27 protein-coding genes are annotated in these 18,124 nt (G+C 31.6%); all 27 read left to right on the top strand.

Features of this window, described 5'->3' with window-relative positions; translation table 11 throughout:
* A partial coding sequence (locus AMN88_RS00685) for a DNA-directed RNA polymerase subunit beta (RefSeq protein WP_143323650.1) occupies window positions 1–279 on the top strand: 279 nt, incomplete at its 5' end.
* Window positions 279–4,451: a DNA-directed RNA polymerase subunit beta' gene (gene rpoC / locus AMN88_RS00680; RefSeq protein WP_075535976.1), complete on the top strand. Its 4,173-nt coding sequence runs from the start codon at window positions 279–281 to the stop codon at window positions 4,449–4,451. The genes AMN88_RS00685 and rpoC, both read left to right, overlap by 1 nt.
* A gap of 165 nt (window positions 4,452–4,616) precedes the next feature.
* A complete protein-coding gene (gene rpsL, locus AMN88_RS00675) occupies window positions 4,617–4,988 on the top strand; it encodes a 30S ribosomal protein S12 (RefSeq protein ID WP_023853696.1) in 372 nt (123 codons plus the stop codon).
* On the top strand, window positions 4,988–5,458 hold the full coding sequence (rpsG, locus tag AMN88_RS00670; protein WP_075485276.1) for a 30S ribosomal protein S7: 471 nt from the start codon (window positions 4,988–4,990) through the stop codon (window positions 5,456–5,458). Before rpsL ends, rpsG begins: the two co-directional genes overlap by 1 nt.
* 6 nt (window positions 5,459–5,464) lie before the next feature.
* Window positions 5,465–7,543, top strand: a complete 2,079-nt coding sequence (gene fusA, locus AMN88_RS00665; RefSeq protein ID WP_075535975.1) for an elongation factor G — start codon at window positions 5,465–5,467, stop codon at window positions 7,541–7,543.
* On the top strand, window positions 7,543–7,851 hold the full coding sequence (gene rpsJ, locus AMN88_RS00660; RefSeq protein ID WP_075535974.1) for a 30S ribosomal protein S10: 309 nt from the start codon (window positions 7,543–7,545) through the stop codon (window positions 7,849–7,851). The genes fusA and rpsJ overlap by 1 nt, the downstream gene beginning before the upstream one ends.
* Before the next feature lie 2 nt (window positions 7,852–7,853).
* A complete protein-coding gene (gene rplC, locus AMN88_RS00655; protein WP_075535973.1) occupies window positions 7,854–8,564 on the top strand; it encodes a 50S ribosomal protein L3 in 711 nt (236 codons plus the stop codon).
* A complete protein-coding gene (gene rplD, locus AMN88_RS00650; protein WP_075535972.1) occupies window positions 8,564–9,187 on the top strand; it encodes a 50S ribosomal protein L4 in 624 nt (207 codons plus the stop codon). Before rplC ends, rplD begins: the two co-directional genes overlap by 1 nt.
* 1 nt (window position 9,188) lies before the next feature.
* A complete protein-coding gene (rplW, locus tag AMN88_RS00645) occupies window positions 9,189–9,482 on the top strand; it encodes a 50S ribosomal protein L23 (protein WP_072091192.1) in 294 nt (97 codons plus the stop codon).
* 3 nt (window positions 9,483–9,485) lie between these two features.
* Entirely contained in the window at window positions 9,486–10,325 is an 840-nt protein-coding gene (gene rplB, locus AMN88_RS00640) for a 50S ribosomal protein L2 (RefSeq protein ID WP_075535971.1), read from the top strand.
* Window positions 10,325–10,621 carry a 30S ribosomal protein S19 gene (gene rpsS / locus AMN88_RS00635; RefSeq protein ID WP_023853704.1) on the top strand — a complete coding sequence of 99 codons (297 nt, stop codon included), beginning with the start codon at window positions 10,325–10,327 and terminating at the stop codon, window positions 10,619–10,621. Before rplB ends, rpsS begins: the two co-directional genes overlap by 1 nt.
* 2 nt (window positions 10,622–10,623) lie before the next feature.
* Window positions 10,624–11,022, top strand: coding sequence for a 50S ribosomal protein L22 (rplV, locus tag AMN88_RS00630; protein ID WP_075535970.1), 399 nt, complete (start codon window positions 10,624–10,626; stop codon window positions 11,020–11,022).
* On the top strand, window positions 11,006–11,686 hold the full coding sequence (gene rpsC / locus AMN88_RS00625) for a 30S ribosomal protein S3 (RefSeq protein ID WP_075535969.1): 681 nt from the start codon (window positions 11,006–11,008) through the stop codon (window positions 11,684–11,686). The genes rplV and rpsC overlap by 17 nt, the downstream gene beginning before the upstream one ends.
* Window positions 11,686–12,096, top strand: a complete 411-nt coding sequence (gene rplP, locus AMN88_RS00620; protein WP_075503628.1) for a 50S ribosomal protein L16 — start codon at window positions 11,686–11,688, stop codon at window positions 12,094–12,096. The genes rpsC and rplP overlap by 1 nt, the downstream gene beginning before the upstream one ends.
* Window positions 12,096–12,287, top strand: coding sequence for a 50S ribosomal protein L29 (gene rpmC / locus AMN88_RS00615; RefSeq protein ID WP_023853708.1), 192 nt, complete (start codon window positions 12,096–12,098; stop codon window positions 12,285–12,287). Before rplP ends, rpmC begins: the two co-directional genes overlap by 1 nt.
* Window positions 12,280–12,516 carry a 30S ribosomal protein S17 gene (gene rpsQ / locus AMN88_RS00610; protein ID WP_023853709.1) on the top strand — a complete coding sequence of 79 codons (237 nt, stop codon included), beginning with the start codon at window positions 12,280–12,282 and terminating at the stop codon, window positions 12,514–12,516. Before rpmC ends, rpsQ begins: the two co-directional genes overlap by 8 nt.
* Entirely contained in the window at window positions 12,516–12,884 is a 369-nt protein-coding gene (gene rplN / locus AMN88_RS00605; RefSeq protein WP_023853710.1) for a 50S ribosomal protein L14, read from the top strand. The genes rpsQ and rplN overlap by 1 nt, the downstream gene beginning before the upstream one ends.
* Window positions 12,884–13,129, top strand: coding sequence for a 50S ribosomal protein L24 (rplX, locus tag AMN88_RS00600; RefSeq protein ID WP_075535968.1), 246 nt, complete (start codon window positions 12,884–12,886; stop codon window positions 13,127–13,129). The genes rplN and rplX overlap by 1 nt, the downstream gene beginning before the upstream one ends.
* Window positions 13,129–13,683 carry a 50S ribosomal protein L5 gene (rplE, locus tag AMN88_RS00595; RefSeq protein ID WP_075535967.1) on the top strand — a complete coding sequence of 185 codons (555 nt, stop codon included), beginning with the start codon at window positions 13,129–13,131 and terminating at the stop codon, window positions 13,681–13,683. The genes rplX and rplE overlap by 1 nt, the downstream gene beginning before the upstream one ends.
* A gap of 2 nt (window positions 13,684–13,685) precedes the next feature.
* Complete coding sequence (rpsN, locus tag AMN88_RS00590; protein WP_075535966.1) at window positions 13,686–13,991, top strand: 30S ribosomal protein S14; 306 nt, start codon at window positions 13,686–13,688, stop codon at window positions 13,989–13,991.
* Between the two features lie 11 nt (window positions 13,992–14,002).
* Window positions 14,003–14,398, top strand: coding sequence for a 30S ribosomal protein S8 (rpsH, locus tag AMN88_RS00585; RefSeq protein ID WP_075535965.1), 396 nt, complete (start codon window positions 14,003–14,005; stop codon window positions 14,396–14,398).
* Entirely contained in the window at window positions 14,398–14,937 is a 540-nt protein-coding gene (gene rplF, locus AMN88_RS00580) for a 50S ribosomal protein L6 (protein ID WP_075503619.1), read from the top strand. The genes rpsH and rplF overlap by 1 nt, the downstream gene beginning before the upstream one ends.
* Window positions 14,937–15,293: a 50S ribosomal protein L18 gene (rplR, locus tag AMN88_RS00575; RefSeq protein ID WP_075503617.1), complete on the top strand. Its 357-nt coding sequence runs from the start codon at window positions 14,937–14,939 to the stop codon at window positions 15,291–15,293. The genes rplF and rplR overlap by 1 nt, the downstream gene beginning before the upstream one ends.
* 2 nt (window positions 15,294–15,295) lie before the next feature.
* Window positions 15,296–15,811, top strand: coding sequence for a 30S ribosomal protein S5 (gene rpsE, locus AMN88_RS00570; RefSeq protein ID WP_075535964.1), 516 nt, complete (start codon window positions 15,296–15,298; stop codon window positions 15,809–15,811).
* Window positions 15,811–16,263 carry a 50S ribosomal protein L15 gene (rplO, locus tag AMN88_RS00565; protein ID WP_075535963.1) on the top strand — a complete coding sequence of 151 codons (453 nt, stop codon included), beginning with the start codon at window positions 15,811–15,813 and terminating at the stop codon, window positions 16,261–16,263. The genes rpsE and rplO overlap by 1 nt, the downstream gene beginning before the upstream one ends.
* A gap of 9 nt (window positions 16,264–16,272) precedes the next feature.
* Entirely contained in the window at window positions 16,273–17,553 is a 1,281-nt protein-coding gene (gene secY, locus AMN88_RS00560; RefSeq protein WP_075535962.1) for a preprotein translocase subunit SecY, read from the top strand.
* A complete protein-coding gene (locus tag AMN88_RS00555; RefSeq protein WP_075535961.1) occupies window positions 17,554–18,117 on the top strand; it encodes an adenylate kinase in 564 nt (187 codons plus the stop codon).
* Window positions 18,118–18,124: the final 7 nt, after the last annotated feature.

The following is an 18,124-nucleotide window of genomic DNA, read 5'->3' as shown; positions in this document are numbered from 1 at the left end:
GGACCTTACAGTTTGGTTACACAACAACCACTTGGTGGTAAAGCACAGTTAGGTGGTCAAAGATTTGGTGAAATGGAAGTATGGGCACTTGAGGCGTATGGCGCATCATACACATTACAGGAAATATTAACTGTTAAATCCGATGACGTTGCAGGAAGAGTTAAAGTTTATGAAACTATAGTTAAAGGTGAGGAAAACTTTGAATCAGGAATACCGGAATCATTTAACGTATTAGTCAAAGAGATTAAATCATTAGCATTAAATGTGGAGCTTAATTAATGAAAAAAGAATTAACAGATCTATTTAAGGGCAGCGAAATTTCAGAAGCTCAAAATTTTAATAGCATTAAAATTTCACTTGCTAGCCCAGAGAAAATTAAATCTTGGACATTTGGTGAAATTAAAAAGCCTGAAACAATTAATTATAGAACGTTTAGACCTGAAAAAGACGGTTTGTTCTGTGCAAGGATTTTTGGACCAATAAAAGATTATGAGTGTTTATGCGGTAAGTATAAACGAATGAAATTTAGAGGAATTATATGTGAGAAATGTGGTGTTGAGGTTACAAAATCAAATGTAAGAAGAGAAAGAATGGGCCACATTAACCTTGCTACACCGGTAGCACATATTTGGTTTTTGAAGTCTCTTCCAAGCAGAATTGCTTTAGCGGTAGACATGAAATTGAAAGAAATAGAGAGAGTTCTTTATTTTGAAAACTTTATAGTAATAGAACCTGGTTTAACTGGTTTGCAGAAAAATCAACTCTTAAATGAGGAAGAATTAGCAAAATACCAGGATGAGTTTGGTGAAGAAAGTTTTACAGCAGGAATAGGGGCAGAAGCTGTTCTTGAGATGCTGAAAAATTTAGATTTAGAATTAGAAAGAAAAAACCTTGTAAGCTTTATTAAAGAAACCAAATCAAAAGTTAATGAAGAAAGAGCAATTAAAAGATTAAAATTAATCGAGTCATTTATTGAAACAGGTCAAAAACCTGAATGGATGATTATGACTGTAGTGCCAGTTATACCACCAGAACTAAGACCATTAGTTCCTCTAGACGGTGGAAGATTTGCTACTTCAGATCTTAATGATTTGTATAGAAGGGTAATCAATAGAAATAACAGATTAAAAAGATTAATGGATCTTAAAGCTCCAGATATCATTGTAAGAAATGAAAAAAGGATGCTTCAAGAGTCTGTTGATGCTCTATTTGATAACGGAAGAAGAGGTAGAGTAATAACAGGAACAGGTAAGAGACCACTTAAATCTCTTGCTGAAATGTTAAAAGGTAAACAAGGAAGATTTAGACAAAATTTATTAGGTAAACGAGTTGATTATTCTGGAAGATCAGTAATCGTTGTTGGTCCTGATTTAAAACTACATGAGTGCGGTTTACCAAAAAAAATGGCCTTAGAATTATTTAAACCATTTTTATATGCAAGATTAAACAAATTAGGCTTAGCTTCAACAATTAAACAAGCTAAAAAATTAGTTGAAAAAGAAACAAATGCAGTTTGGGACGCTTTAGAATTAATAGTTAGAGAGCATCCGGTACTTTTAAATAGAGCACCAACACTTCATAGACTTGGAGTTCAAGCCTTTGAACCAAAATTAATTGAAGGAGATGCGATTGAATTACACCCTTTGACTTGTGCAGCATTTAACGCTGACTTCGATGGTGACCAAATGGCAGTTCACGTGCCATTAAGTTTAGAAGCTCAATTAGAGGCAAGAATTTTAATGTTATCTACAAATAATATTCTTTCTCCATCAAACGGTAAACCAATTATTGTTCCGAGTCAGGATATGATTTTAGGAATTTACTATCTTTCACAAGAACCTATATCTGATAAACCTGCTGGATATTTTACAAATTCAGATCAAATTGAATTTGCATTATCATCTGGTCAAATAAATGTGCATAGTACTATCATTTCAAGATATGAGACTGTAGATGAACAAGGGAATAAGAAAATAGAAAAATATACTTCTACAGCTGGAAGATTTTTATTAGCAAATTTATTACCAAAAAATAGCAACATTAAGTTTTCTTTAGTAGATAGATTATTGCCTAAAAAAGTAGTTTCAGAAATAATTGATGTTGTATTTAGATTTTGTGGTCAAAAGACAACTGTAATTTTTTGTGACAAGCTTAAAGATTTAGGATTTAAACACGCATTTAAAGCAGGAATTTCGTTTGGAAAAGACGATCTTGTAATCCCTGAAAATAAAACTCAACTAATTGATGATACTAAGAAATTAATTGCAGATTATGAAACTCAATATGCCGAAGGTTTAATTACAAGAGGTGAAAAATACAACAAAGTTGTTGATGCTTGGTCTAAGTGTACAGACAAAGTTGCTGGCGAAATGATGAAGGGAATTTCAGCTACAGAAAAAACTGATGAAGGATTAAAAATTAATTCAGTATTCATGATGGCTGATAGTGGAGCTAGAGGATCTGCTGCTCAAATGAAACAATTAGCTGGTATGAGAGGTTTGATTGCTAAGCCTTCAGGTGAAATTATTGAAAGTCCAATTATCTCGAACTTTAAAGAGGGATTGACTGCTTTGGAATATTTCAACTCAACACACGGTGCTAGAAAAGGATTAGCAGATACAGCACTTAAAACAGCTAGTTCTGGATATTTAACAAGAAGACTATGTGATGTTGCACAAGATTTAACAATAACAAAAGTAAATTGTGATAATCCTGGATTTATTGAACTTTCTGAAATTTTAGAGGGCGGTAATGTGGTTGTTAGTTTATCTGAAAGAGCATTAGGAAGAGTAACAGCTGCTGATGTTAAAAACCCTTTATCAGGAGAAGTAATTATTAAAAAATCTGAAATGATTGATGAGGCAGGCTGTGATAAAATTGATGCTGCAGGAGTTAAATCAATTAAAGTATATTCTGTAATGACATGTAGTTCAAAAGAGGGTGTTTGTGCTACTTGCTATGGACGAGATTTATCAAGAGGTAAGATGGTTCATGTTGGTGAAGCTATTGGAATGATATCTGCTCAATCAATTGGAGAACCAGGAACACAGCTAACAATGAGAACGTTTCACGTTGGAGGAACAGCCTCAGTTAAACAAGATTCTCAAATAGTTACCAAAAGTGAAGGAACTTTAAAAATAATTAACTCAAATATTTTAGAGGACTCTAAAAAGAATTTGATTGTAATGGGAAGAAACACTCAACTTTCTATAGAGGATGACAAAGGAGTTCAGATAGCCGTTTATAAAGTTGCTTATGGTTCTAGATTATTTTTTAACAATGGTGACAAAGTCAAAGCAAATACTAAAATATGTGAATGGGATCCTTACACAACACCAGTTATAGCAGAGAAAAGTGGTACAGCTAGTTATGTAGATTTAATTGATGGTGTATCAATTCAAGAAACTACTGACGATGCAACAGGAATTTCTTCTAAATCAGTAATTGATTGGAGAGGTCAATCAAAAAGTACTGATTTAAAACCTAGAATTACTTTAAGAGATGAAAAAGGAAATGTGATTAAAAAAGCTGACGATAATGAAGCTAGATATTATCTAGTACCAGATTCTATTTTATCAATTAAAGATGGTCAAAAAGTTTATGCAGGTGATGTAATTGCAAGATTACCTAAGGAAACTACAAAAACAAAAGATATTACCGGAGGTCTTCCAAGAGTTGCTGAGTTATTTGAAGCTAGAAAAGCTAAGGATAGTGCGATCATTGCAGAAAACGATGGTAGTGTTGTTTTTGGTAAAGAGGTAAGAGGTAAACAAAGAGTATCTATTGTTCCTGAAGATGGATCAGAGCCTTCAAATTATTTAATTCCAAAAGGTAAACATATCAATTTCAATCCAGGTGAAAAAATTCAAAAAGGAGAGTATCTTTTAGATGGTCAACCACTGCCACATGATATTTTAAGAATTTTAGGAATCAAAGATTTAACAGAATATTTTGTTAATCAAGTCCAAGAAGTTTATAGATTACAAGGTGTAATAATAAACGATAAGCATATTGAAACTATTTTAAGACAAATGCTTAAAAAAGTTGAGGTTAAAGTATCAGGTGACTCAAGTTATTTACCTGGTGAAGTGGTTGATAGAATTAAGTTTGATAATACTAATGAAAAATTGGTTGCAGAAGGAAAAACACCAGCCGTTGGTGAAAGAGTTCTAATGGGTATTACTAAGGCTTCACTTCAAACAGAATCGTTTATTTCAGCTGCTTCTTTCCAAGAAACAACAAGAGTATTAACAGACGCTGCAATTAAAGGAAAAGTTGATCCATTAAATGGCCTAAAAGAGAACGTAATTGTTGGAAGATTAGTTCCTGCAGGTACTGGTAATATTAAAAATAGATGGAACAATAAAGCTCTCGAGGACGATAATAATTTCTTAGCAGAGCAGGATAAAATAGAAGCTTCAGAACCCGAAGAAACACAGGCAAATCAGTAAAAAAATCGCCTAAAAATTGCAGTTTTAGTTTGACAAAGGGCTATTAATAAGTAATTTGGCGATGTTTTTGGTTGGAATGTAGTGCTTCTAACGGTACTAAACGCTGCCACAAAATAACCTGTCAGTTATTTTCATCTAAAAATAAATTAATTAATTTTAAAATATATGCCAACTATTAATCAGTTGTTAAGAAAAAAAAGAGTGAAACCAGCAGCGAGGAACAAAGTTCCTGCTCTACAAAAACAACCTTTAAAGAGAGGTGTTTGTGTAAAAGTTTATACAACAACTCCTAAGAAACCAAACTCTGCATTAAGAAAAGTTGCTAGAGTGAGATTGTCAAATGGATTTGAAGTTACAGCTTATATTCCAGGCGAAGGTCATAACCTTCAAGAACACTCGGTAGTTCTGATTAGAGGTGGTAGGGTAAAAGATTTACCAGGTGTACGTTATCATATTTTAAGAGGTAATCTAGATACACAAGGTGTTGCAAATAGAAAACAAAGAAGATCTTTATACGGAACGAAAAAAGGTAAATAATGTCTAGAAAAAAAACCCAACCGAAAAAAAATGTAGTTCCAGATCCAAAATTCAAATCAACTATTATTCCTAAATTAATCAACAATATCATGTATGACGGCAAAAGAGGTATAGCTGCCAAAATAGTTTATGACGCTATAGATAAAATTAAAACAAAAACTAAAGATGAACCGATTAATATTTTCAATGAAGCAATTAATAACATCAAACCAACTGTAGAAGTTAGATCTAGAAGAGTTGGTGGTGCAACTTATCAAGTTCCTGTTGAGGTAAAAAGCAAAAGAGCACAAGCTTTAGCCATTAGATGGTTAGTTGAGTCAGCAAGAAAAAGAAAAGATAAACACATGGCAGATAAAATTTTTAATGAGCTTTATGATGCTTATGAAAAAAAAGGTGCTGCTGTTAAAAAAAGAGAGGATGTACACAAAATGGCGGAGTCCAATAAGGCCTTTGCTCATTTTAGGTGGTAATAAGATATGGCTAGAACTCATACATTAGATAAATACAGAAACATTGGGATCATGGCCCATATAGATGCTGGTAAAACAACTACTACAGAAAGAATTTTATATTACACAGGTAAAAGTCATAAAATAGGTGAAGTACACGATGGTGCAGCAACCATGGATTGGATGGAGCAAGAACAAGAAAGAGGTATTACAATTACTTCTGCAGCAACTACTTGTTTTTGGAATGATCACAGAGTTAACATTATTGATACCCCAGGCCACGTAGACTTTACTATCGAAGTAGAGAGATCTTTAAAAGTTTTAGATGGTGCAGTAGCTGTTTTTGATGGCGTGGCAGGTGTAGAACCACAATCCGAAACTGTATGGAGACAAGCTGATAAGTATAAAGTACCAAGAATTTGTTTTGTAAACAAATTAGACAGAACAGGTGCAGATTTCTTTAGATGTGTAGACATGATTAAAGATAGATTAGGTGCTAAGCCATTAGTGTTACAAGTTCCTATTGGAATTGAAGCTTCTCTAACTGGAGTTGTTGATTTAGTTAAAATGAAAGCTCAAGTTTGGAAAAATGAGGCTTTAGGTGCAGAATGGGAATACAAAGATATTCCTGATGATCTTAAAGAAATAACTGAAAAGTACAGAACGGAATTAATCGAAACTGCTGTAGAACAAGATGAAAAGTTAATGGAGTCATACTTAAATGGAGACGAAATTAAGGAAGATGATTTGGTTAAATGCATAAGAAAAGGAACATTGGATTTTAGTTTTGTTCCTGTTTTGACTGGATCTGCCTTTAAAAATAAAGGTGTTCAGCCTTTACTAGATGCAGTTGTGAACTATTTGCCAAGTCCAGTTGACATTGGTTCAATTAAAGGGACAAAGGTTGGATCAGAAGATGAAATAGAAATGAAATTTGATGATAGTTCATCTTTTTCTGGTTTAGCATTCAAAGTTGCAAACGATCCTTTTGTAGGCTCTTTAACTTTCGTTAGAATTTATTCTGGTACAATTAAGTCTGGAACTGCCGTATACAACTCTTCATCTGATAAGGAAGAAAGAGTTGGTCGTATGCTTTTAATGCATGCTAATTCAAGAGAAGATATTAAAGAAGCTAATGCAGGTGATATTGTTTCACTAGCAGGATTAAAAAATACTATGACTGGTCACACTTTATGTGACAAAGAAAATCCAGTTTTATTAGAGCCAATGGAATTCCCAGACCCAGTAATTGAAATTGCTGTAGAACCAAAAACAAAAGGTGACCAAGAAAAAATGGGTGAAGCATTAGCAAGATTAGCTAAAGAGGATCCATCATTTAGAGTTTCTTCAGATGAAGAGTCGGGTCAAACAATCATTAAAGGTATGGGTGAACTTCATTTAGATATTATTGTTGATCGAATGAAAAGAGAATTTAAAGTTGAAGCAAACGTAGGTGCTCCACAAGTTGCTTACAGAGAAACTATAGAAAAATCTGCTGAATATGAATATATACATAAAAAACAAAGTGGTGGTGCCGGTCAGTTTGCTAAGGTTAAGTTATTTGTTGAACCTCAAGAACCAGGAAAAGGAAGAGAAGTTGAAAGTGCTATTAAGGGTGGAGCTATTCCCAAAGAATTCATTCCTGGTGTTGAAAAAGGTATTGAAACTGTGTCTGATAGTGGAATTTTGGCAGGTTTCCCAATGATTGATTATAAAGTAACTATTGTTGATGGTTTACATCACGACGTTGACTCAAGCGTTTTAGCCTTTGAACTTGCAAGTAGAGCATGTTTTAAAGAAGCTTGTACTCAAGGTGGATTAAAACTTCTAGAACCAATTATGAGAGTAGAAGTCGTTACTCCTGAGGACTATATGGGAGATGTTATAGGTGATTTAAACAGTAGAAGAGGGCAAATTAGCACTCAAGAACAAAGAGGAAATGCAACTGTAATTACAGCTATGGTTCCTCTAGCCAATATGTTTGGTTATATTAATAATCTTAGATCAATGTCACAAGGAAGAGCACAATATTCAATGTTCTTTGATCATTATTCTAAAGTTCCTCAAAACGTCCAAGACGAAGTAACTAAAAAGGTAGCGGGATAATGGAAAAGCAAAATATAAGAATAAAACTAAGAGCGTACGATAATAAAGTTTTAGACGCTTCTACAGAAGAAATTGTAAACACAGTTAAAAGAACTGGAGCTTCAATTAAAGGACCTATTCCATTGCCTACAAGAATTGAAAGATACACTGTATTGAGGTCACCTCATATAGATAAGAAAAGTAGAGAACAATTTGAATCAAGAACACACAAAAGATTAATAGATATCATTGAACCAACACCACAAACTGTAGAAGCATTGATGAAACTTGATTTAGCTTCTGGTGTAGATGTGGAGATAAAAATTTAATTATGAGCGAGATAGCTTTATTAGGAAAAAAAATAGGAATGACAAGAGAATTCTATAAATCTGGTCAGTTAGTTCCTGTAACAGTGCTTAAAGTTGAAAAAGCTAGAGTTATTCAGGTTATTGAAGAAGAAAAAAGAGGATACAAAGCTGTCCAGCTTGGATATGGAAAAGTTAAAAATTCAAAATTAACAAAAGCAATGAAAGGTGTTTTTTCCAAAAAAAATACAGAAGCTAAGAAAAAATTAAAAGAATTTAGAGTACATGATACATCTGTTTACAAAGAAGGAAACGAGTTTGGTTTAGAAATATTCAAAGATATTAAATTTGTAGACACAAGATCAAAGACAATTGGTAAAGGTTTTGCAGGTGCCATGAAAAGACATAATTTTGGTGGTTTAAGAGCCAGTCATGGTGTTTCAATATCTCACAGAGCACATGGTTCAACTGGGCATAGTCAAGATCCAGGAAAAGTTTTTAAAGGAAAAAAAATGGCTGGTCATATGGGTGACAAGCTAAGAACAATGCAAAATATTGAAATAATAAAAACTGACTTAGAAAACGAACTTCTTTACTTAAAAGGATCAATACCTGGTTCAAAAAATTCTGAGGTAATGGTTAAAAAATCAGTAAAAAATATAAGTAAAATGACAATTGGTGAGAAACAAGCAGCTGCTGAAGAAGCTAAAAAAACACCTGAGAAAAAGAAAAAATAATGAAATTAGATAAAATTAGCATAGACGGAAAAAAAGATAGCATTGAAGTTTTGGATAAGATTTTTTCTGCAAAAATTAACCATAAATTAGTTAGCGCTGTTCTATATAAAACAAATGCTAATTACAAAGGAAGACATGCCAAAACTAAACAACAAAATGAAGTAAAAGGACCAACTTCAAAAATATATGCTCAAAAAGGAACTGGTGGTGCAAGGCATGCTAGTAGAAAAGCTCCTATATTTGTTGGCGGGGGTATTGCTCATGGACCAAAAGGCGAATTGGCCTATAAAAAAAGAAAACTAAACAAAACTGAGAAAAAACAAAGCTTAGCTTCACTAATTACAGAAAAAAATAATAATAAAAACTTATTAATTTTAAATGACTTTAGTTCAGAAATTAAAAAAACTAAAGAGATGAACTCAATTATTAATAAACTTGAAATTACAAATTCACTAATAATTCTAGACAAAAATTCAAAAGAAAAAATTGAAAAATCAGTAAGAAATATTCCAAATGTTAAAGTTACAGATGTAAATCATTTCAGTGCTTACGACATTATTAAATTTAAAAAAGTAGTTTTTACAGAAAGTTCAGTGAAAGAATTAGAAAAGAGATATTCATAAAATGGAAAAAATTCACTTATACGACAAAATTCTTTCTCCAGTGGTTACTGAGAAATCTACTAATTTATCTGAACTAAATAAAATTGTTTTTAAAGTTCCGGATGGAGCAAATAAGAAAAATTTAAAAAAGAATATAGAAAAAATATTTAAAGTTAATGTGACTAAGATAAATATTATAAACAAACAGAACAGAACAAAAGTTACCAGAGGTAGAAAAGTAAAAGTATCTGGTTATAAAAAAGCAATAATAACTTTAAAAAAAGGTCAAAGTATTGATCTAACAACAGGAATTTAATAAATGGCATTAAAAACTTTTAAACCATACACAAAATCTACAAGAGGCACTATTTTAGTTGATAGAACTGGTTTATGGAAAGGTAAACCATTTAAGTCATTAGTCTCTCCAAAAAATGCCATGAAAGGTAGAAATAACAATGGTCATATTACCTCTATTAATAGAGCAGGTGGGCATAAAAAAATGTACAGACATGTTGATTTTTATAGAAAAAAATTCGACATGGAAGCTACAGTTGAAAGAATAGAGTATGATCCAAATAGATCATGTTACATCATGTTAGTTAAATTTGAGGATAATACTCATGCATACTTCTTAGCGCCACAAAAAATTAAAGTTGGAGATAAAGTTGAAAGCGGTTCTAAAAAAGAAATTAAAGTAGGTAATTGTATGCCATTGCAAGATATCCCAGTGGGTATAAATATTCATAATGTTGAGATACAACCAGGTGGTGGTGGAAAAATAGCTAGAGCTGCTGGTTCATCAGTTACTATTAGTGGTCTAGATGGAAACTATAGTTTAATTAAATTAGCCTCAGGTGAAGTTAGAAAAATAGATTCAAGAGCTTTGGCTACTATTGGAATTTTAAGTAATCCAGATCAAAAAAATATTAAAATTGGAAAAGCAGGTAGATCAAGATGGTTGGGCAGAAAACCTCATACAAGAGGTGTTGTTAAAAACCCAGTTGATCACCCACATGGAGGTGGTGAAGGAAAATCTGCTGGAGGAAGACATCCGGTTTCGCCTACAGGACAATCTGCCAAAGGTTTAAAAACTCGAGATAATAAGAGAACAGATAAATTTATAGTTAAAAGAAGAAATAAGAGGAAGGATACTAAGTAATGGCTAGAGCAGTGTGGAAAGGACCGTTTGTAGAGGAAAGCTTAATGAAGAAAGTAGACAAGTATAAAGACGATCCAAAGAAAATTCCTATCAAAACTTGGTCAAGAAAATCTACAATTTTACCTGATTTTGTAGGGGTAAGTTTCCAAATTTATAATGGAAAAAAATTTATACCAATAACAGTTTCTGAAGATATGGTTGGACATAAATTGGGTGAATTTGCACCAACAAGAACATTTTTTGGTCATACACCAGCTGACAAGAAAGCTAAACCAGCAACAGCAGAGAAAAAATAATTATGGGTAAAAAAAAGAAAATTGATAAAACTAACGACAAAACAGTAAAGTCTGTTAACAACGGTATTAGATCAAGTGTCAGAAAGCTAAATCCAATACTAAAAAGCATAGTAGGCAAAAAAGTTGATGTCGCAATTAGAGATTTACAGTTTTCAGAAAAAAGAGTTACTAGAGATGTTAGAAAAACTATCAGTTCAGCTGTAGCCAATGCTGAAAATAATTTTCAATACGATATTGATAAATTAATAGTTAAAGAAGCATATTGTGGAAAAAAAATAGTTATGAAAAGATTTAGACCAAGAGCAAAAGGAAGAGCGGCACCAATATTAAAACCTTGGTCAACTGTTACAATTATTTTATCAGAAGCAAAACAAATGGAGAAGCATGGGGCAAAAAGTTAATCCTGTAGGTTTTAGATTAGGTGTCAACAGAGGATGGGACTCTGTATGGTACGCTAAGAAAAAAGATTTTGGAAATTACCTAATCGAAGATTTTAAAATTAGGGAATATATCAAGAAAAATGTTATAAATTCTGGTGTATCTAAGGTAATGATCGAAAGAACATCTAATAAATGTTTTGTTACCATCTATACCTCTAGACCTGGGTTTGTTATTGGAAAAAAAGGAAGTGATATAGACAAAATTAAAAATAATCTTTCAAAATTCACAACAAATGAAGTTAATCTAAATATTAAAGAAGTTAAAAAACCTGAAACAAATGCTTATTTAGTAGCTGAAAACATAGCTCAGCAGCTTGTTAAAAGAATTTCTTATAGAAGAGCGATGAAAAGAGCAATGCAATCATGTATTAGACTCGGAGCAAAAGGTATTAAAGTTTCTGTGAGTGGAAGACTTGGTGGAAATGAAATAGCTAGAACAGAGTGGTTAAGAGATGGAAGCATTCCATCACATACTTTAAGAGCTGATATAGATTATGCAGAGGCAGAGGCTCTCACTACATATGGAATTATTGGTATTAAGGTTTGGATTTATAAAGGCGAAGTTTTTGCTAGAGAATTTAGCCAAGAGACAAACAAGGTTACACCAAAGGAAGGCAAACAATAATGCTTCAACCAGTAAGAACAAAGTGGAGAAAAGCGCATAAAGGTAGAATTCATGGTACCGCCACTAGAGCAAGTACTATTAATTATGGTGCTTATGCATTAAAAGCTTTACAGCCTGAAAGAGTTACTGGAAAACAGATTGAAGCTGCAAGAGTTGCTTTAACAAGACATATGAAAAGACAAGGAAGAGTTTGGACAAGAATATTTCCAAATATACCAGTTTCAAAAAAACCAATTGAAGTCAGAATGGGTAAAGGAAAGGGTTCGCCTGAGTACTTTGCATGCAGAGTAAAACCAGGAAGAATATTATTTGAAGTTGATGGTGTTTCAGAACAAATTGCAAAAGAAGCTTTATACAAAGCGTCAGCAAAATTACCTATTAAGACTAAAACAATTAAGAGATTTGCATAATGAAAAAACAAGAAATTAAAAAATTATCAAAGGATGAAATTGTGAAGAACATAGATAAGCTTAAAAAAGATCTTTTTAATTTCAGATTTCAAAAAATGAATTCACAAGTAACAAACCCAGCTAAAATTGGGGAAACTAGAAAAACAATAGCAAGATTAAAAACAATTTTAAAAGGAAAAGCAAATGCCTAAAAAAATACTTACAGGTGTAGTTATAAGCGATAAACCAAATAAAACAGTGACTGTTATGGTAGAACGTAAATATTCTCACCCAGTTCTAAAAAAAGTAATCAGAGTTAGAAAAAACTATAACGCTCATGATGAAAACAATAAATTCAAAACTGGTGACAAAGTTTCAATTATTGAGAGCAAACCTTTTTCCAAAAATAAAAAATTTCAAGTTATGGAGAGTACAAAGTAATGATTGGTGTTCAAACAGAATTACAAGTAGCTGATAATACTGGCGCAAAAAGAATTGAGTGCATTAAAGTTTTAGGTGGATCAAAAAGAAGATACGCCAGTATTGGTGATACAATTGTAATCGCAGTTAAAGAGGCGATACCTAAAGGAAAAGTTAAAAAAGGATCTGTTCATAAAGCAGTAGTTGTAAGGGTTAAAAAAGGTATACACAGAAATGATGGTTCTAAAGTAAGATTTGATAATAATGCTGCTGTGTTAGTTGATGACAAAGGAGAACCAGTAGGAACAAGGATTTTTGGTCCAGTTACAAGAGAATTAAGAAGTAGAGGTCAAATGAAAATTATTTCATTGGCACCAGAGGTTTTATAATGATTAAAAAAGGTTTGAAAGTAAAAGTTTTAACTGGAAAAGATAAAAAAAAAGAAGGTGAAGTTATTGAAATTGATAGAGCTAACAACAGAGCTAAAGTTAAAGAAATAAACATGGTTAAAAAACACGTAAAAACAACGAAAGAGAAAAAAGGTGGAATTTTTCCAAAGGAGAGCTTTATTCATATTTCTAACTTAAAACTAATTGATGAAAAAGCGACTAAGAAAAAAGAGGCTAAAAAATAATGACACCAAGATTAAAAGAAATATTCAATAAAGAAATACAGCCTGCATTAAAAGATCAGTTTGGTTTTAAAAATATTTATATGGCTCCAAGAATTGAGAAAATTGTTTTAAATATGGGTCTTGGTTTAGATGCTACAGATTCTAAGATTTTAAAATCATGCGAAGAAGATATGGCTAAAATTACTGGACAAAAACCAGTTACAACTAAATTTAAAAAATCAGTAGCAAATTTTAAAACCAGAAAAGGATCAAATGCTGGTTTAAAGGTAACATTAAGAAAAAATAGAATGTATGAATTTTTAGACAGATTAGTGAATATTGCACTACCAAGAATTAAAGATTTTAGAGGTTTGTCACCGAAAGGCTTTGACAAATTTGGTAATTATACGTTTGGGATTAAAGAGCATATAATTTTCCCAGAAGTAAGCTTTGATAGAGCAGACAAAGTTAGAGGTTTAGATATAGTAATAGTCATTAAAGCAATAAATAAAGAGCACAGTTTTGCATTACTAGAAAAAATGAATTTTCCATTCATTAAAAAAGGAGATAATTAAACATGGCAAAGTTAAGCGCTGTTAATAAAAATAAAAAAAGAATTAAGCTTTCAGATAGGCTTTATAAAAAAAGACAAGCATTAAAGAAGGTTGTAATGGATAAAAAGCTTCCATTAGAAGAAAGATTTAAAGCGCAACAAAAATTATCTAAACTGCCAAGAAACTCGGCTAAAACAAGAGTTATGAATAGATGTGAAATTACTGGAAGACCTCATGGTGTTTACAGAAAATTAAAGATTTCAAGAATTGCATTAAGACAATTAGGATTACAAGGAAAGATACCTGGCTTAGTTAAATCTAGCTGGTAGAAAGGAAAATTATGAGTTTAAGTGACCCAATAGGAGATATGATTGCAAGAGTGAAGAACGCTCAAGCTAGAAATCATAAAAAAGTAGAATTACCTTCATCAAATTTTAAAACAAAAATTGCAGATATACTTAAGAATGAAGGTTTTATTAAAGATTTCAAAGTAAGTTCTGAAGAAAAGAAACCAACGCTATCATTAGAACTTAAGTACCATTCAGGTAATCCAGTAATTAGTGCCTTTGAAAGAGTATCTAAACCTGGAAGAAGAATTTTTTCATCTGCAGATAGCTTACCTAAAATAAATAATGGTTTAGGAATTGCTATTGTTTCAACTCCTAAAGGAGTAATGACTGATATAGATGCAAGAAAACAAAAAGTTGGTGGCGAAATAATTTGTAAGGTATTTTAATGTCTAAAATTGGTAAAATAAATATATCGATCCCTGAAAAAGTAAAAGTTGCTTTAGCTGGAAATATTATAAATATAGAGGGACCTTTAGGTAAAAAATCAATCAATGTTGATTTAGATATGTTTAATTTAGACATAATTGAAGGAAAAGAAATTTCTATTAAACCAAAAAAAGTAGATCAAAACTCAAAAAGACTTTGGGGTATGAATAGAAGTTTAATTAATAATGCCGTTATTGGATCTAGCACAGGATATGAAAAAACTTTAGAATTAGTTGGCGTTGGTTATAGAGCAGCGTTAAAAGGGAATCAGTTAAATTTACAGTTGGGTTATAGCCATGATATCAATTTTGATATACCAGAAGGCATTAAAATTGCCGTTGAAAAACAAACAACATTAAAAATTACAGGATCTGATAAGCAGTTAGTTGGTGAAGTAGCATCTAAAATTAAAACATTAAGAAAAATCGAACCTTACAAAGGAAAAGGTGTTCGGGAAAAAGGACAGTATGTACTTAAAAAAGAGGGTAAGAAAAAATAATGAAATTAAACACTAGTATCAGAAAAAGATTTAGAGTTAGCAATAAAGTTAAAAAAGTTGCTTCAAAAGATAGATTTAGATTAAGTATTTCTAGATCATCAAAAAACATTTCAGCTCAAATAATTGATGATACAAAAAACGTAACCTTATTATCAGCTTCATCTGTAGAAAAAGATCTTAGATCAGCAGACAAAGTTAATAAAACTGAACTATCTAAATTGGTGGCTCAAAAATTGGCTAAAAAAGCTCAAGAGAAAAAAATTACTAAAATTTACTTTGATAGAGGTTCTTATAAATATCACGGTAGAATTAAAGTTTTTGCAGAAACTCTAAGAGAAAATGGGATGGAATTTTAATCATGGAAAATATAAAAGATAAAAAAACTGACGATATATTAGAAAAATTAGTTCACATAAATCGTATTACTAAAGTTGTTAAGGGTGGAAGAAGATTTGGATTTTCAGCGCTTGTAGTTGTTGGAAATCAAGCAGGTAAAATCGGTATAGCTCACGCAAAAGCAAAACAAGTACCTGATGCTATAAAAAAAGCAAATGAGATGGCTAGAAGAAAACTTACTCATATACCATTAAGAGAAGGCAGAACAATACATCATGACGTTAAAGCGAAAGATGGCTCTGGTAGAATAGTGCTAAGAGCAGCTTCTAAGGGAACAGGAATTATTGCAGGTGGTCCTGTTAGGGCAGTATGTGAAGTTTTAGGAGTAAAAGATATTGTTGCAAAATCTATGGGAACTTCTAATGCGCACAATGTTATTAGAGCTACAATGAAAGCTTTTATGAAACAAAGTTCACCAAAACAAATATCAGCAATTAGAAATAAAAAAATTTCTGAAATAATTGAAAAAAGAGGATAATGATTACTTTAAATAACAGAGAAAAAATCAATAAATCTAAAATAAGAGTTGGAAGAGGAATTGGTTCTGGAAAAGGCAAAACATCAGGTAGAGGTGTTAAGGGTCAAAAATCCAGATCTGGTGTAGCTATAAAAAGTTTTGAAGGTGGTCAAATGCCATTATACAGAAGACTTCCAAAAAGAGGTTTTAACCCAATATCAAAAGATAGTATTGCAATTTTAAATCTAGATAAAATTCAATCTTACATAGACAAAAAAAACATTAATCCAAATGAAGTATTAAACTCAGAAATATTAAAAAAACTTAAATTAATAAATAAAAACTCAAAAAAATTAAAAATTTTAGGATTTGGTGAAGTAAAAGATAAAATTAACATTGAAGCTGACCTAGCCTCTAAATCAGCAATAGAAAAGCTAGAAAAAATTGGTGGATCTATTCAATTAAAAAAATAGTTTGTTTATATGAGCGCATCATCATCAACAAATGATTTAAGAAATAGAATCATATTTACTATTTTAATTTTAGCTGTTTATAGATTTGGAACTTTTGTACCTTTGCCAGGTATAGACCCAGAACAATTGAAAATAATGATGGAGGGTAATCAAAAAGGGTTACTTGGCATGTTTAATGTTTTTGCAGGAGGTGCAGTAAGTAGAATGGCAATATTTGCATTAGGTATAATGCCATATATTTCTTCTGCAATTATAGTTCAGCTTTTAACAGGTGTTACTGATTATTTTAAAAATCTAAAAGCTCAAGGTGAAATAGGAAGAGCTAAAATTACACAAATTACTAGATATGGAACAGTATTGCTTGCAACAATTCAAGGATATGGTTTATCTGTTGGTCTAGAGTCGTCAGCTGATCTAGTGATTAATCCAGGAGCTTTTTTTAAAATTACTACCGTTACAACCATTGTAGCAGGAACAATTTTTTTAATGTGGTTAGGTGAACAAATCACACAAAGAGGTATTGGTAACGGTATATCCTTAATAATTTTTGCAGGTATCGTAGCAGAAATTCCAAGAGCTTTGGTTACAACTTTTGAATTAGGTAGAACAGGTGCGGTTTCAACATTTATGATTCTAGCTATTTTTGTTTTATTAATAGTTACAATCCTTTTTGTAGTTTTTATGGAAAGAGCATTAAGAAAAATTCTCATTAATTATCCAAAAAGACAAATGGGTAACAAAATGTATGGAGGAGAGTCATCACATTTACCTTTAAAAATAAATCAAGCTGGAGTAATTCCTGCAATTTTTGCCTCTGCACTTCTATTACTACCTGTAACATTCTCAAATTTTTCATTTTCTAACAATGAAACATTTTTAAATTTGAGCTCTTATTTTACTCAAGGACAACCTCTTTATATGCTGCTGTATGCATCGGGTATAATATTTTTCACCTTTTTTTATACTTCTATAACATTCAATCCAACAGAAACAGCTGAGAATCTTAGAAAGTATGGTGGATTCGTACCAGGAATTAGACCAGGCGAAAGCACTGCGATGTATATTGAAAACATTTCAACAAAATTAACTACAATTGGTGCTCTATATTTAACTCTAGTTTGTTTAATGCCGGAATTTTTAATTGCAAACTATCCAATACCTTTTTATTTAGGTGGTGCATCTATATTAATTGTTGTTGTAGTAGCTATCGATACTGTAACACAAATACAAACAAGATTAATGAGCTCACAATACGAACAACTGATTAAAAAAACAAAATTTGGTAAGTAAGTGAATATAATTTTATTTGGACCTCCTGGTGCTGGAAAAGGTACTCAGTCTAAATATCTTGTAAAGAAATTAAATGCTTTTCAAATTTCAACAGGTGATCTTTTAAGAGAAGAAATCAAAAATAATTCAGACATTGGTAAAGCAATAACTAATGACATGAAGAATGGAAAATTTATAAGTGATGATATTGTTAATAAACTTATAGAAAATTTAATATCTGATCATCAAAAAAAAAACAAATTAATCTTTGATGGATATCCTCGATCATTAAGTCAGGCTAAAAATTTAGAAGTGTTACTTAAAAATTCAAATCAGAGCATAGATTTAATTTTATTTCTAAACGTAGATAAAGAAACAATTCTCAAAAGGCTTGAGAAGAGAAAAATTATAGAAAATAGATCTGATGATGATACTCATACGATAGTTTCAAGGTATGAGAAATACATGGAAACAACCCAACCAGTTCTAAATTTCTACTCAGAGAATCCAAATTTTAGAGAGATTGATGGGAGCTTAGAAATTGAAGAAATAACAAGGAAAATAGACGCTTTTATCAATGTATAAGACGTTG

Origin of the sequence: Candidatus Pelagibacter communis, assembly GCF_001180165.1 — a bacterium.
In the GTDB taxonomy this organism is placed as follows: domain Bacteria; phylum Pseudomonadota; class Alphaproteobacteria; order Pelagibacterales; family Pelagibacteraceae; genus Pelagibacter; species Pelagibacter ubique_P.
Note: the sequence above shows the minus strand (reverse complement) of the source record. Positions and strands in the feature narration are given on the sequence as shown.